Raw genomic sequence first — 12,294 nt, 5'->3', positions numbered from 1 at the left:
GGTGCCGGCGCGGGCAAACAACGTATTCAGGACTTTTTCCATGCACGACAGCGACAGCCTCAAGGACTACCCCCACGTTCGGCAACTGGCGATCCGCTCGTTGTTCGAGATCATCGAACAGTCCAGCGAGGGTACGGTGATCGTCGACCGCCAGGCGCGTATCGCCTGGATGAACGAACGCTATGCCCGGCGCTTTGGCCTGGCCGACGCGGCCAGTGCGATTGGCCAGCCCTGCGAAGCAGTGATCCCCGGTAGCCTGATGCGCGAGGTGGTGAGCAATGGCCGGCCTATCCTGCTGGACATGCTGGACACGCCGAACGAGCCGTTGGTGGTCATGCGCCTGCCTATCCACGACGACAAGGGCGCGCTGATCGGCGCCATCGGTTTTGCCCTGTTCGATCAGTTGCGTAGCCTGTCGCCGTTGCTCAAGCGTTATTCGAGCATGCAGCAGGAACTTGCCTCGACCCGCTCGCAACTGCGCGCCCGCCAGGCCAAGTACAGCTTTGCGCAGTTCGTTGGCAGCAGCGCTGCCAGCCTGGAAGCCAAGCGCCGTGCGCGGCGCGGTGCAGGCAGTGACTCGCCGGTGCTGTTGCTGGGCGAGACGGGCACGGGCAAGGAGTTGCTGGCGCACGCCATCCACGCCGCCTCGGCCCGGGCCCACAAAGCGTTCGTCAGCATCAACAGCGCCGCCATCCCGGAAACACTGCTGGAGGCCGAGTTCTTCGGCACCGCGCCCGGTGCCTTTACCGGGGCGGACCGCAAAGGCCGCAGCGGCAAGCTGCAACTGGCCGAAGGCGGCACATTGTTCCTCGATGAAATCGGCGACATGCCGCTGGCCTTGCAAAGCAAGCTGCTGCGGGTGCTGCAGGAAAAGGAATACGAGCCGGTGGGGTCGAACCAGATGCTGCGCAGCGACGTGCGCATCATTGCGGCCACGTCCATCGACCTGCAGGCGGCCATGGCCCGCGGCGCCTTCCGCGCCGACCTGTACTACCGGCTGAACGTGTTACCGATCGAAGTACCCCCGCTGCGGCAGCGGCTGGAGGACCTGCCGGCGTTATGCGAGGCCGTGCTGGCAGAGCTGGGCAGCCAGTACGAGCTGGAAACCGAGGCGCAGCAACTGCTGGCACGCCATGCCTGGCCGGGGAATATCCGTGAACTGCGCAACGTGCTGGAGCGGGCGACCTTGCTGGCCGATCAACCACGCCTGGGGGTGGCGGACTTGCGTGCGGCGTTGGGGCCGTTGAGTCCGCTGTCGGCGGCACCGGTGCGCCAGACCTACCGCGAGGCGTGCGAGGCATTCGAGCGCTCACTGATCGCCGGGGCGTTGGCGGACCATGCCGGCAACGTGCCGCAGGCGGCAAAGGCGCTGGAGCTGGGGCGCTCTACCCTGTACAAGAAGATGGTGGCGCTTGGTCTCTAAGAAGAGACTTTTGTCTCTTTTTAGAGATAGCCTAACAAGCTCGGTTGTGCAGACAGGCAGCGTGCAAATCTGGGAGGAGATGGTGCGGGCGCTTGAACAACAAAATCTCAAAACAGAGACTGAAACACTGCAAATAATAAAAACTTCATGTAAATCAATAAGTTAAAAATTGGCACGATATCCGCTTTCTCCTGCAAATCGATAACAACAAGACTCACCCAGGAGAAACACGATGACCGTGCTCATCGCCCTTGCCGCGCTGGCCCTGCTGATGCTGGCCGCCTACCGCGGCTACAGCGTCATACTGTTCGCCCCTATCGCGGCCCTCGGCGCCGTTCTGCTCACTGACCCGTCCGCCGTTGCCCCCGCCTTCACCGGGGTTTTCATGGAAAAAATGGTGGGCTTCATCAAGCTGTATTTCCCGGTGTTCCTGCTGGGTGCGGTGTTCGGCAAACTGATCGAGCTGTCCGGCTTTTCCCGCTCGATCGTGGCCGCTGCCATCCGCCTGCTCGGCACCCGCCAGGCCATGCTGGTGATCGTGCTGGTCTGTGCGTTGCTGACCTACGGCGGCGTCTCGCTGTTCGTGGTGGTATTTGCGGTATACCCGTTTGCGGCCGAGATGTTCCGCCAGAGCAACATCCCCAAACGGCTGATCCCGGCCACCATTGCCTTGGGGGCGTTTTCATTCACCATGGACGCCCTGCCCGGTACCCCGCAGATCCAGAACATCATCCCCAGCACCTTTTTCAACACCACCGCCTGGGCCGCACCCTGGCTGGGCCTGATCGGCACACTGTTCGTGTTCTGCACCGGCATGGCCTACCTGCAGCGCCAGCGCAACAAAGCCCAGCGTGCCGGTGAAGGGTATGGCACCGACTTGCGCAACGAACCGGAAACCGCTGCCGACCTGAGGTTGCCCAACCCCTGGCTGGCGATATCCCCGTTGATGCTGGTGGGGGTGATGAACCTGCTGTTCACCCACTGGATCCCGCAGTGGTACGGCGCCAGCCACAGCTTGCAACTGCCCGGCATGAGTGCCCCAGTGAACAGCGACGTGACCAAGCTGACCGCCATCTGGGCGGTACAGGCAGCATTGCTGGTCGGCATCCTGATGGTGCTGGCATGTGCCTTCGGCGCCATCCGCAGCCGTTTGGCCGAAGGCACCAAAAGTGCTGTCGGCGGCGCCTTGCTGGCAGCCATGAACACGGCCTCGGAGTATGGCTTTGGCGCAGTGATCGCCTCGCTGCCTGGCTTCCTGGTGCTGGCCGATGCCCTGCGCGGCATCCCCAACCCCCTGGTCAATGAAGCCATCACCGTCACCCTGTTGGCCGGTATCACCGGCTCTGCCTCGGGCGGCATGAGTATTGCGCTGGCCGCCATGGGTGACACCTTCATCGCCGCCGCCCATGCCGCCAACATTCCGCTCGAGGTGCTGCACCGGGTAGCGGCCATGGCCAGCGGCGGCATGGACACCCTGCCGCACAACGGCGCGGTGATCACCCTGCTGGCAGTCACCGGCCTGACCCACCGGGAAGCCTACAAGGACATTTTCGGTATTACCCTGATCAAGACCCTGGCAGTGTTCGTGGTAATTGCCACGTTCTACGCCACTGGCATTGTCTAAGGAGCACTGCATGACCCTCAACGGCAAGACTGCACTCGTGACCGGCTCGACCAGCGGCATCGGCCTGGGTATCGCCCAGGTACTGGCCCGGGCCGGTGCCAACATCGTCCTCAACGGTTTTGGCGACCCGGCACCCGCCCTGGCGGAAATTGCCCGGCATGGGGTAAAAGCCATCCATCACCCGGCCGACCTGGCCGAGGTGGCCCAGATCGAGGCATTGTTCGCCGCGGCCGAGCGCGAGTTCGGCGGCGTCGACATCCTGGTCAACAACGCTGGTATCCAGCATGTGGCCCCGGTCGAACGGTTTCCGGTGCAAAGCTGGGACAAGATCATCGCGCTCAACCTGTCGGCGGTCTTCCATGGCACACGCCTGGCGCTGCCGGGCATGCGCACGCGCAATTGGGGGCGCATCATCAACATTGCCTCTGTGCATGGCCTGGTCGGTTCGACCGGCAAGGCGGCGTACGTGGCCGCCAAGCATGGCGTAGTGGGCCTGACCAAGGTCGTGGGCCTGGAAACCGCCACCAGCCCTGTCACCTGCAACGCCATTTGCCCGGGCTGGGTGCTGACTCCGCTGGTGCAGCAACAGATCGATGACCGTGCCGCCAACGGTGGCGATGCGCTGCAGGCGCAGCATGACCTGCTGGCGGAAAAGCAACCTTCGCTGGCCTTCGTTACCCCGCAGCACCTGGGCGAGCTTGTGCTTTTCCTGTGCAGCGAAGCGGGTAGCCAGGTGCGTGGTGCCGCCTGGAACGTTGACGGGGGCTGGTTGGCCCAGTGACGCAGGCTCCCGCGGTGGTTGGCACCGGTTTTTGCCGGTGTTTGCCGCCGAACGGCTGCTGGCCGATGCGCTATCAGCGGTGCGATAGCACCGCCCACGGGCCTGGGTGAAAGGCCACAAACGCGCAGCAATCAGGCATAATGCGCGCTTTTCGCCCCCCCCGAAGCACAGGTAATCCATGAAAGCTCAAGCCCGCCATATTCTGGTCAAGACCGCTGACGAAGCCGAAAAGCTCAAGCAGCGTATCGCCAATGGCGAGGCGTTCGACGTGCTGGCGAAAAAGTTCTCGACTTGCCCGTCCGGCAAACGGGGCGGCGACTTGGGTGAAGTCCGCCCAGGGCAAATGGTCGGCGCCATCGACCAGGTCATCTTCAAGAAGCCCCTGCGCGTGGTACACGGCCCGATCAAGAGCAAGTTCGGCTATCACCTGGTGCAAACCTTCTACCGCGACTAACGCACTGGCCCTGTGCCACCTGACATTTACAGCTTACTACCCGGGTTGAACGCTAGCGACGCGCCACCAGTAGGCCGAGGCCAGCGCAACCCAACAGCGAGGCGCTGACCCGGTTGAACAGGCGCCGCGGACCTGGCTGGCTGAACCAGCGCTGCAGGTAGGCGCCAAGGCCTGCATAGAGGGCGATCGCTGCCCATTCCAGCACCAGGAACAGCGCTCCCAGCCAGAGGAACTGCTCACTGACCGGCATACGACTGTCGACGGTTACGAACTGCGGCAGGAACGCAGTGAAAATCAGGATCGCCTTCGGGTTGCCGGCCGCTACGAAGCATTCCTGCCGCGCCAGGTGCCACATGCCCCGCAGCTCACCGCCGGTGCTCGCAGCCACGCCCACCGGAGCCCGCCACAGTTGCCAGGCAATGTAGAACAGGTAACTCGCGCCCACCACTTTGATGGCCAGAAACAGATATTCACTGGTATGCAGCACCACCGCCAGGCCCATGGCCGCCAGCGCAATCATGCCACTGAACGCCAGAATGCGCCCGGCACCGGCCACACAGGCGGTGCGCAGCCCGTAGCGGCTGGCGTTGTGCAGCGACAGCAGGTTGTTCGGCCCCGGGGCCATGTTCAGGGCGAAGCAGGCGGGGATGAAGAGCAGCAGGCTCGATAAGTCCATTGTTGTTTTCCTTTGGCAGCAGGCGCCTATTTCGGCGGGCCCGGTGCCATTCAGTCAAGTGACAGCCAGCGATAAAAACTGTACAGGTGCCTTGCAGCTGTTACCCTGCCGACAACCCCGAGGAGCGCATAATGCCCCGTACCCACGCCGCACTGTGGCGCGACCCGAACCTGCCACATGTGGAAAGCCGGCGCGCCTGCCATAGCCGCGCCTGCTACAAAGCCCACAGCCACCCGACATTCTCCATCGGCGCAGTGGATGCTGGCCTCAGCCTGTTCAGCGGAGCTGCCGGCGGGCAGGCGCGGTTGACACCTGGAACCCTGGTGCTGGTACCGCCCCAGCGCGTGCATGCCTGCAACCCCGCACCCGGCTATGCCTGGAGCTACCAGATGCTGCATGTGGATGCCCGCTGGCTGTCGCAACTGCGCCTGGAGTCGGAACTGGGTGACGGCGGGGCTGGTGCACCTGCGCGTATCTGCCGGGAGGCACTGCTGTACCAACAATTCTGCGAGCTGAACGGCCTGCTGTTCTCCACCGCCAGCAATGCAGAGAAAGACGCGGCGCTGGTCGCCTTTCTCGGGGACCTGGACTTTGCCGCACAGCCGCCTCTGGCACCGGCACCGGCATTGGCGGCGACGGCCTTGAGCGGCTTGATCGCACGGATCGAAGCCCAGGATCCGGCACAGTTGAGCCTGGCGGTACTGGCGCGGGAGGCCGGGCTTGGGCGCTATCAGTTGATTCGGGCATTTCGTGCAGCCACGGGTTTCACCCCCCATGCTTACCTGCTCAACGCCAGGGTCAACCTTGGGCGGCAGCTGCTGGGCAAAGGGCAGGCACTGGCAGAGGTGGCCTACCGGTTGGGGTTTGCCGACCAGAGCCATTTCCAGCGGGTGTTCAAGGCTCATGTGGGGGTGACACCGGGGCAGTATCGCGGCGCTTGAAGGTGCACAGCCGCGAGGATGACCCATGGGGCCCCTGCAATATTCTTCAATACGCCATGCCAGCCCGGCAGCAGACTGCGGCTTTTCCCGCAGAGCAGCCCGGCCCATGCAAATATTCCTGATCGTCGCCCTCGCCCATTTTCTTGCACTGCTATCGCCAGGCCCGGACTTCTTCCTGGTCGCACGCACGTCGGTCAGCAGCGGCTGGCGTAGCGCCAGCGGCGTGTGCCTGGGTATCGCCCTGGCCAATGGTGCGTTCATCACCGTGGCCTTCACCGGCTTGTCGATGCTCCAGGAAGGCAGCCCATTGTTTGCCAGCCTGCAGCTGGTCGGTGCCGTCTACCTGGTGTACATCGGTATGCTGTTCCTGCGCCATGCAGGGCATACCCGCCTGACTGCGGCCGTTGGCAAGCACACTGGGCCAGGGTGGTGGCAGGGGCTGGGCATGGGTTTGCTGTCTGCCCTTCTCAACCCCAAGAACGCACTGTTCTACGCAAGCCTGGCCAGTATGGTGGGCAGCGCCAGTGTCGGCTGGAAAGCCGCTTGCGCGCTGTGGATGTTCGGTGTGGTGCTGCTGTGGGACCTGCTGATCGCCGTGGCCATCGGCAACCAGCGGGTACTGCGGCGCTTCGCGCGCTGGCTGCCGTGGCTGGAACGCAGCTCCGGGATCATGCTGGTGCTCTTGGGCGCGGCGGTGCTGTTACACCTGGCCTGGGGCTGACCAGCTTCAGGCTGCGCATGTCCACCAAGGTGAAGTGGCCGCTGGCCCAGCCGCCGGTGTCCAGGTGCCAGACGTTGCCCAGCAGCGTGGCCTGCGGCACCGGCGTGTGGCCCACCAGCAAGGCGCGCAGGCCTTGCACCGGCTCGGTATCGCCAGCCCTGAGTCGCCGCCGCGACCACTGGCATACTTGCCTGACTTTGGGGTCATCCAGCAGCTCCAGCCACGTTCTCAATTGCAGCCAATCGGCAGTCGGGCTGTCGGCATGCAGCAGGCCGACCAGGCCTGCCGCACTTTCAACCTCGATCGCAATCGGCAGTTGCTCGAAACGTTCGACGAAGCGCAGTTGCTCGGCCCGCGGCAGGTCGATGAACCAACCGCCGCCAGCTTCGCGGTACATGGCCAGGTCCAGTTTCCCACCCCGCACGCGGGTAATGGCCAAGGCCTCATGATTGCCTTGCACGGCATGAAACCAAGGCTTGGCCAGCCACTCCAGGGCCGCCTCGTTGTCTGGCCCGCGGTCGACCAGGTCGCCCACGCTGAACAGGCGGTCCACGGCGGGGTCGAAACCCACCGCATCCAGGCATTGCTGCAGGCGCTGGAAATGGCCGTGAATATCGCCCACTGCCAGGTCGCGGCCCCGCAGGTTGGCGATCATGCGCCGTAACCGTCCCATCTCACTGTTCCTCTGCTGACGCTGCCCAGGCAGGGATGAAAGGCTGACGGACCCGGCCTCCCCCCGCACGCATCGCGCCCTTGATGAACAGCATGGCACAACCTGCTCCAAGCGCGCAGGTCGCGGGCCACTTTCGCCCCTTGTGCTCGCTGAACGCCCCTTCACTGGTACAGGCGTCGTGGCCGATAGTATGCTGGCGGCTTCAACCTTTACCAGGGAAGGGTTTACATGAAGCTGTGCGCCGTCCAACTGGCATCGCTCAAAGGCGAGGTCTCAGCCAACCTGCAGCGCCATCTGGCCTGCATCGAACAGGCTGCAGCGCTTGGCGCCGAACTGGTGGTGTTTCCCGAGTTGTCGCTGACCGGCTATGAGCCCAGTGTGGTACGCCAGGCGGCCATGCCGGCGCTGCTGGCAAACTGCATCGGCGAAGGCCTCATCGTCGATACCCGCCAGGCCAATGCCATTGCCCTGCCACTGGACCCGGTATGACCTATTTCGTACTGGCCCTGCTCAGCTATGCGTGTGCCTACTACCTGACCGGCCTGATCATCCGGGGGCAAATGGCCGACGTGGCCGAGCATTTGCGTCACCGGCCCGATGCGCCGACACCCGGCGCCTACCTGCGTGAAGTGCAACAGGCTGCGCGGCGGGCCCACCGGCACTACACCCTGATGGCAGGTTCGGTACTGGCGGTGCTGGCTTGCCTGATCGCCAGCTGGTTCGGTTGAACCGCTACAGGTCCAGCGCCAGGCTCTGCCGCCCTTCCAGCGCCAGCAGGTATTGCTTGGCCGCCAGCCCGCCGGCAAACCCGGTCAAGTTGCCTGATGAACCGATGACCCGGTGGCAAGGCGCGATGATCGAGATGGGATTGCGGCCATTGGCCGCGCCCACCGCACGCACCGCACCGGGGTTGCCGACCTGCCGGGCAATTTCGGCGTAGCTGCGGGTTTCACCGAAGGGTATGGCCAGCAACGCGGCCCACACCTGGCGCTGGAACCCGGTACCGGCAAAATCCAGCGGCAGCTCGAACTGTCGGCGCTTGCCGCTGAAGTACTCACCTAGTTGGCGAGCGGTTTCCAGCAGCACCGGGCATTGATCGTCACTGTGCAGTGCGCCCAGGCGCACGCGGTTTTCGCGCTCGTTCTCCCACAGCACGGCTGCCAGGCGATCGCCGCGCGCTACCAGGGTAAGCGTGCCGACAGGCGATTGCATCATGGTGAATGCGCTGGACATCAGCGGGCTCCTGCAGATTGCGATGCCGCCACTGTAAGTCTTTACCGTCTGTGGCGCATCCGCTTTCTTGCTCGGGTAACTGCCCAGCCGGCACTGATCCGCACCGGACGGGCGGACTGAGGCGTCCACACTATCACTTTGTGATTAACCCTAATCGAACTGAGTCACGCGTTCTTCTGATGGGTCGAGAATTATGAATGCAGTCAATTCATGAGGTGAACCATGACCATCGTGGCAGAAACGCTCGCCCAGCTCGCCCAGGCACTCAAGGCTCAGGGGGCGCGGCGCATCGCGGACCTTACCTTCATCCGTGCGCCCTATCGCTGCGGCAAGCGCTGGATATGCAGTGTGGTACGCCGAGGGGCCGGGCGCAAACTGATCAAGCAATCGTAAGCCCGGTTGAAACCTGGCGCGGTCTGAAAGGACCCAGCCGCGCTCGGCGCTGTTTCAGTCCAGGCATTCCTTGGCCGCCTGGCGCAACTTGTCCCCGGACAAGAAACTGCCTTTGTAGAACGTAGCACGGCTGCCTTCGCCTGAATCGATCACCTCCAGTACATCGTCACTGGCCACGGCACTGGATGCCGTCAGCCGATAGCCGTGGGCAATCGATTTCTGCGTGGCTTGCGGGGCCACAGCCTGCCATTTCGGCAACACGCAGGCCGCATATTCCTGGGGCTTTTTCGAACTGAGCTTGCTGGCCGTCGGCTTGCCAGGCGTCGCACAACCGGCGAGGCCGGCGATTAACAATGAACTGATAAAAATACGAAAAGTATGCATTTGCAATTGACTCGTATGGATATGCTGCATTCTAACGAGACCGATACCGACTGACCAATCAACCAAAGGTCTTGCATTGAGTAGCCTGTTGTTCAACGGCAGCGCATCACAGCGATTATTTGCGTCTAACAACGGAACGAATTGAATCCGCTCCGCTTCTGATGAGCAACAGGCAGCGCAGATTCGGGCTGGCCCTGTTCACTTACCTTGACTCAGTGCTCGCTTCGTTCAGGAGATTGCCATGCTCTGGTGGCTGGAACTACTCACCCAATATGCAACCGCCACTGGCTTGGCTGTCCTCTGCATCCTGGTGTTCTGGGCTTTTGGGCTGGCGTTCGGACGCGCCTATCTGAAGTTGCTTTCTGGCTTGCTAGCCACCATGCTGCTGATGATCGCCGCGTTCCCGCACGGCGTGGACTTCGCCCTGAGGAACCACCTCACTCCGGGCGACGTCAGCGCCCTGCTATTGTTCATTGCCGACGCATCGGGCGTAATCACCGCGGTGCTGCTGGCCTCGTTCTTCTTCGATCCGGAACTGTTGCTGGATGAGGCCTGATCACTCAGGCCGGCCTTTGCTGACCCCAGGCGCAACAGCATCAGACAATCAGGCCCCGCATTATGGAAACGCTTCGCACCATCAAGTCAGATCTGGTCAGGACAGCAGAGCACCTGGACCAGCTTAGCCAGGCCATGAGTGGCCATGTGCGCTTCATGCTGGCTCGCGGCAGTTCGCCAGGCGACATCGATGTCACCGCGCACGTGCGCGCTATTGATGGGGTTGCGGAGCAACTGCGCGCCGTTGCTGCGAGAATGGACGGCGGCGAGCGCGCAGGTGAAAGCTGGCCGCAGCGCCAGCCTAGCGAAACTTGAGCTTCACGACTTTACTGAGTGCCCAGCCGCTGAAAACGTAGAATGCGTCCAGATAAAAACGGCCTGCATAATTGGGCAACGGCGCGTTGTTGAGCAGCACATCAGGATCAGGCGCTGGCGGAAACAGCGCATAGATACCATTGGGCAGCACTGCCAGTGCCAGCAACAACAGGTAAGTCGATACTTGCAACAGGGCGGCCCGGCTGCCGAACCTGACCGACCATTTCAAACCGTAATAGGCTACCAGGCAGGCCACCGGCAATACCCAGAAATGCGTCGGGATTCCAATGAACATTTCGGCGACAACGCTTCTTGCTTCCACCCGCTGCTCTCCATTCAAACTGCTTTAATAGTGCGTAATGCTGTATCACCCGTTAAGGGGCTGCTGGGCAGCCCATCGCAGGTCAGCCAGCTCCCGCAGGTACCGCAGGCGCTGGTTCGTGGTTTCAAAGCGCGTGGGCAATCAAGCTTTCGAGCACAGCAGAGCGGCATCAAGCAGCCTGCCGTGGTCGTACCAGGCGTCACGCTGGTAGGCCGCGTATTGGCGCTGGGGCCCTTGCCCCTTCAACTCGACAAGGCCATCGGCCTTGTCAGGATCGGTGCTTTCAACGAACAGCCTGACCGAGTCGCTACTCTGGATTTCATAGGTTTTCACCTGGGCTGGAAGTTCGCTTCTGACGCAACCCAGGTACGTGGGTGGGCTTTTCGCGGTGGTCCCGTAAGTGTTGTCATGACTGTCGCGCACATCACCATCATGGGCACAGCCTGCCAACAACAGGGTACTTACCCCAACCATCAACACAGCGCCTGCCAGCGATTGGAATTTCATCATGCGACACGCTCCTGTTACCCCCACGAGAAACCGAGAACGTACTACCAGGTAAGCCGCCTTTTTAATTGTCTTTGCGCCATCATACTACCGAGTCTCACTCGGAAAAACTGACAGGTCAGAAGTGACTACGCCTCAGTGGCCGGTCGCTCCTTGTACAACTGAACCATGAAGGTAGTGCCGTACACGGCATTGGAGGTCATGGAGATGTGCCCGCCGTGGGCGTGGGCAACTTCCTTGACAATGAACAGACCAAGGCCGATGGACCGCAGCCCTCCCTGGCGGTCGCTGCCGCGCGTCATTGGCTCGTACAACGTGGGTATCACTGCTTCGGCGATGGCGGGGCCGTGGTTGTGCACACTGATCAGCACGCTGTCCGCAAAACAGTCAGTGGTCACCGTAATCGGCTGGCGCAAGTCACCGTAGGCAACGCTATTGGCGACCAGGTTGCCGATCATTTGCTGCAGCCTGTCCTGATCCACTTCGAACATGGCCTGCCCGCGGGAAAGATGACGAATGCTGGCGTGGCTGAAGGTGATCCTCAGCTCGCTGACACATTGATCCACCACCCGCAACAGGTCGACTCGCTGACGCTTGATGCTGATGCCCTGGCCTAGCCTGACCGAGGCGAAATCCAGCAGGTCGACGATCATGCGCTGCGCGCGCTCGGCCGATGTGTTGATGCTGCCCAACAGGCGCCGGGCCCGCTCGCCCTGGGCATCACGCCCCAGCAGTTCGGTGGCCATCCGGATAGCGGTCATGGGGTTTTTCAAATCATGGCTGGCAACCGCCACCATCTGCTCGGCCAGTAGCGCACGCCGCTGGGCCTCGGCGTAGGCCAGGGCCAGGTCGTCCTGTGCGCGCTGCAGGGCATGCTCGGCGCTGATTTTTTGCGCCAGCAGTTCCTCGGCCCGTTGCATGGCCTGAAACACCGTGTGCTCGTTGCGATCACGCTCGCTGGTACTAAACAAGGCCAGCTGAAAGCGAACCCCTTCAGCGGTTTCACGGCGCACGGCATTGAGCAGCATGGCCACCACATGACCATCGCGGTGACGCAGGCCGACCTTCACCTCTGAAATCGAGCCCTGCAAGTTCAGCAAAGGCCCCCAGTGGGTAAGCTGGAAGGTACGGCCCACGGTGGTCAGCAACTGATCGAAACTGCGCTGTTTCAACTGCGCTACGTCATACCCCAGCCAGTTGCCAAAGGTGGCGTTGCAGCGCAGCAGTGTGCCGTCCGCCTCCATGACGACCAGGCCGCAAGGCGCATGCTCGAAGTAAGACGCGTCGAACAT

The 12,294-nt window shown here is 62.5% G+C and carries 17 protein-coding genes and 1 pseudogene; 11 read left to right on the top strand and 7 right to left on the bottom strand.

What is annotated here, in order from left to right:
* Nucleotides 1-40: 40 nt before the first annotated feature.
* The 4 genes from B3361_RS05475 to B3361_RS05460 all read left to right on the top strand — a co-directional run bounded on the left by B3361_RS05475 (nucleotide 41) and on the right by B3361_RS05460 (nucleotide 4,282).
* On the top strand, nucleotides 41-1,423 hold the full coding sequence (locus tag B3361_RS05475; protein WP_054904461.1) for a sigma-54 interaction domain-containing protein: 1,383 nt from the start codon (nucleotides 41-43) through the stop codon (nucleotides 1,421-1,423).
* Between the two features lie 232 nt (nucleotides 1,424-1,655).
* Nucleotides 1,656-3,047 carry a GntP family permease gene (locus tag B3361_RS05470; RefSeq protein ID WP_054904462.1) on the top strand — a complete coding sequence of 464 codons (1,392 nt, stop codon included), beginning with the start codon at nucleotides 1,656-1,658 and terminating at the stop codon, nucleotides 3,045-3,047.
* 10 nt (nucleotides 3,048-3,057) lie between these two features.
* A complete protein-coding gene (gene hbdH, locus B3361_RS05465) occupies nucleotides 3,058-3,828 on the top strand; it encodes a 3-hydroxybutyrate dehydrogenase (protein ID WP_054904463.1) in 771 nt (256 codons plus the stop codon).
* A gap of 178 nt (nucleotides 3,829-4,006) precedes the next feature.
* Nucleotides 4,007-4,282, top strand: coding sequence for a peptidylprolyl isomerase (locus B3361_RS05460; RefSeq protein WP_009686637.1), 276 nt, complete (start codon nucleotides 4,007-4,009; stop codon nucleotides 4,280-4,282).
* A 52-nt stretch (nucleotides 4,283-4,334) separates the two neighbouring features.
* On the opposite strand, the gene B3361_RS05455 is transcribed toward B3361_RS05460, so the two are convergent.
* A complete protein-coding gene (locus B3361_RS05455; RefSeq protein WP_054904464.1) occupies nucleotides 4,335-4,958 on the bottom strand; it encodes a LysE family translocator in 624 nt (207 codons plus the stop codon).
* A 131-nt stretch (nucleotides 4,959-5,089) separates the two neighbouring features.
* Between B3361_RS05455 and B3361_RS05450 the strand changes: the two genes are divergently transcribed.
* Nucleotides 5,090-5,899 carry a helix-turn-helix transcriptional regulator gene (locus B3361_RS05450; RefSeq protein WP_154211015.1) on the top strand — a complete coding sequence of 270 codons (810 nt, stop codon included), beginning with the start codon at nucleotides 5,090-5,092 and terminating at the stop codon, nucleotides 5,897-5,899.
* A gap of 106 nt (nucleotides 5,900-6,005) precedes the next feature.
* Nucleotides 6,006-6,620 carry a LysE family translocator gene (locus tag B3361_RS05445; RefSeq protein WP_054904466.1) on the top strand — a complete coding sequence of 205 codons (615 nt, stop codon included), beginning with the start codon at nucleotides 6,006-6,008 and terminating at the stop codon, nucleotides 6,618-6,620.
* Here B3361_RS05445 and B3361_RS05440 read toward each other — a convergent pair.
* Nucleotides 6,568-7,293, bottom strand: coding sequence for a metallophosphoesterase (locus tag B3361_RS05440; RefSeq protein WP_054904467.1), 726 nt, complete (start codon nucleotides 7,291-7,293; stop codon nucleotides 6,568-6,570). The two genes, B3361_RS05445 and B3361_RS05440, sit on opposite strands and share 53 nt — an antisense overlap.
* Nucleotides 7,294-7,521: 228 nt before the next feature.
* Between B3361_RS05440 and B3361_RS05435 the strand changes: the two are divergent.
* A pseudogene (locus B3361_RS05435) lies at nucleotides 7,522-7,770 on the top strand (nitrilase-related carbon-nitrogen hydrolase); the annotation flags it as partial.
* An 8-nt stretch (nucleotides 7,771-7,778) separates the two neighbouring features.
* Complete coding sequence (locus B3361_RS05430; RefSeq protein ID WP_009686629.1) at nucleotides 7,779-8,021, top strand: hypothetical protein; 243 nt, start codon at nucleotides 7,779-7,781, stop codon at nucleotides 8,019-8,021.
* A gap of 4 nt (nucleotides 8,022-8,025) precedes the next feature.
* Here B3361_RS05430 and B3361_RS05425 read toward each other — a convergent pair whose 3' ends face one another.
* A complete protein-coding gene (locus tag B3361_RS05425) occupies nucleotides 8,026-8,526 on the bottom strand; it encodes a methylated-DNA--[protein]-cysteine S-methyltransferase (protein WP_054904469.1) in 501 nt (166 codons plus the stop codon).
* 222 nt (nucleotides 8,527-8,748) lie between these two features.
* Between B3361_RS05425 and B3361_RS05420 the strand changes: the two genes are divergently transcribed.
* Nucleotides 8,749-8,919 (top strand): hypothetical protein, encoded by a 171-nt coding sequence (locus B3361_RS05420; RefSeq protein ID WP_009686627.1) that lies wholly within the window; start codon nucleotides 8,749-8,751, stop codon nucleotides 8,917-8,919.
* A 54-nt stretch (nucleotides 8,920-8,973) separates the two neighbouring features.
* Here the strand turns inward: B3361_RS05420 and B3361_RS05415 are convergent, their stop codons facing one another.
* On the bottom strand, nucleotides 8,974-9,333 hold the full coding sequence (locus tag B3361_RS05415; RefSeq protein WP_054904470.1) for a hypothetical protein: 360 nt from the start codon (nucleotides 9,331-9,333) through the stop codon (nucleotides 8,974-8,976).
* A gap of 211 nt (nucleotides 9,334-9,544) precedes the next feature.
* Between B3361_RS05415 and B3361_RS05410 the strand changes: the two genes are divergently transcribed.
* Both B3361_RS05410 and B3361_RS05405 read left to right on the top strand, forming a co-directional pair.
* Nucleotides 9,545-9,859: a hypothetical protein gene (locus tag B3361_RS05410; protein ID WP_054904471.1), complete on the top strand. Its 315-nt coding sequence runs from the start codon at nucleotides 9,545-9,547 to the stop codon at nucleotides 9,857-9,859.
* Nucleotides 9,860-9,921: 62 nt separating this feature from the next.
* On the top strand, nucleotides 9,922-10,173 hold the full coding sequence (locus B3361_RS05405) for a hypothetical protein (RefSeq protein WP_054904472.1): 252 nt from the start codon (nucleotides 9,922-9,924) through the stop codon (nucleotides 10,171-10,173).
* On the opposite strand, the gene B3361_RS05400 is transcribed toward B3361_RS05405, so the two are convergent.
* The 3 genes from B3361_RS05400 to B3361_RS05390 form a co-directional block, all read right to left on the bottom strand.
* The gene (locus B3361_RS05400) at nucleotides 10,160-10,468 is read right to left on the bottom strand and encodes a hypothetical protein (RefSeq protein WP_054904473.1); all 309 of its coding nucleotides are present in this window, start codon (nucleotides 10,466-10,468) and stop codon (nucleotides 10,160-10,162) included. The two genes, B3361_RS05405 and B3361_RS05400, sit on opposite strands and share 14 nt — an antisense overlap.
* 168 nt (nucleotides 10,469-10,636) lie before the next feature.
* Nucleotides 10,637-11,005, bottom strand: coding sequence for a hypothetical protein (locus B3361_RS05395; protein WP_054904474.1), 369 nt, complete (start codon nucleotides 11,003-11,005; stop codon nucleotides 10,637-10,639).
* Nucleotides 11,006-11,130: 125 nt separating this feature from the next.
* Nucleotides 11,131-12,294, bottom strand: a complete 1,164-nt coding sequence (locus B3361_RS05390) for a PAS domain-containing sensor histidine kinase (protein ID WP_054904475.1) — start codon at nucleotides 12,292-12,294, stop codon at nucleotides 11,131-11,133.

This window comes from Pseudomonas sp. UBA6699, assembly GCF_002454615.1.
Lineage (GTDB): Bacteria > Pseudomonadota > Gammaproteobacteria > Pseudomonadales > Pseudomonadaceae > Aquipseudomonas > Aquipseudomonas juntendi.
The sequence above is the reverse complement of the archived record's forward strand: the minus strand, read 5'-3'. Positions and strand labels throughout refer to the sequence as shown.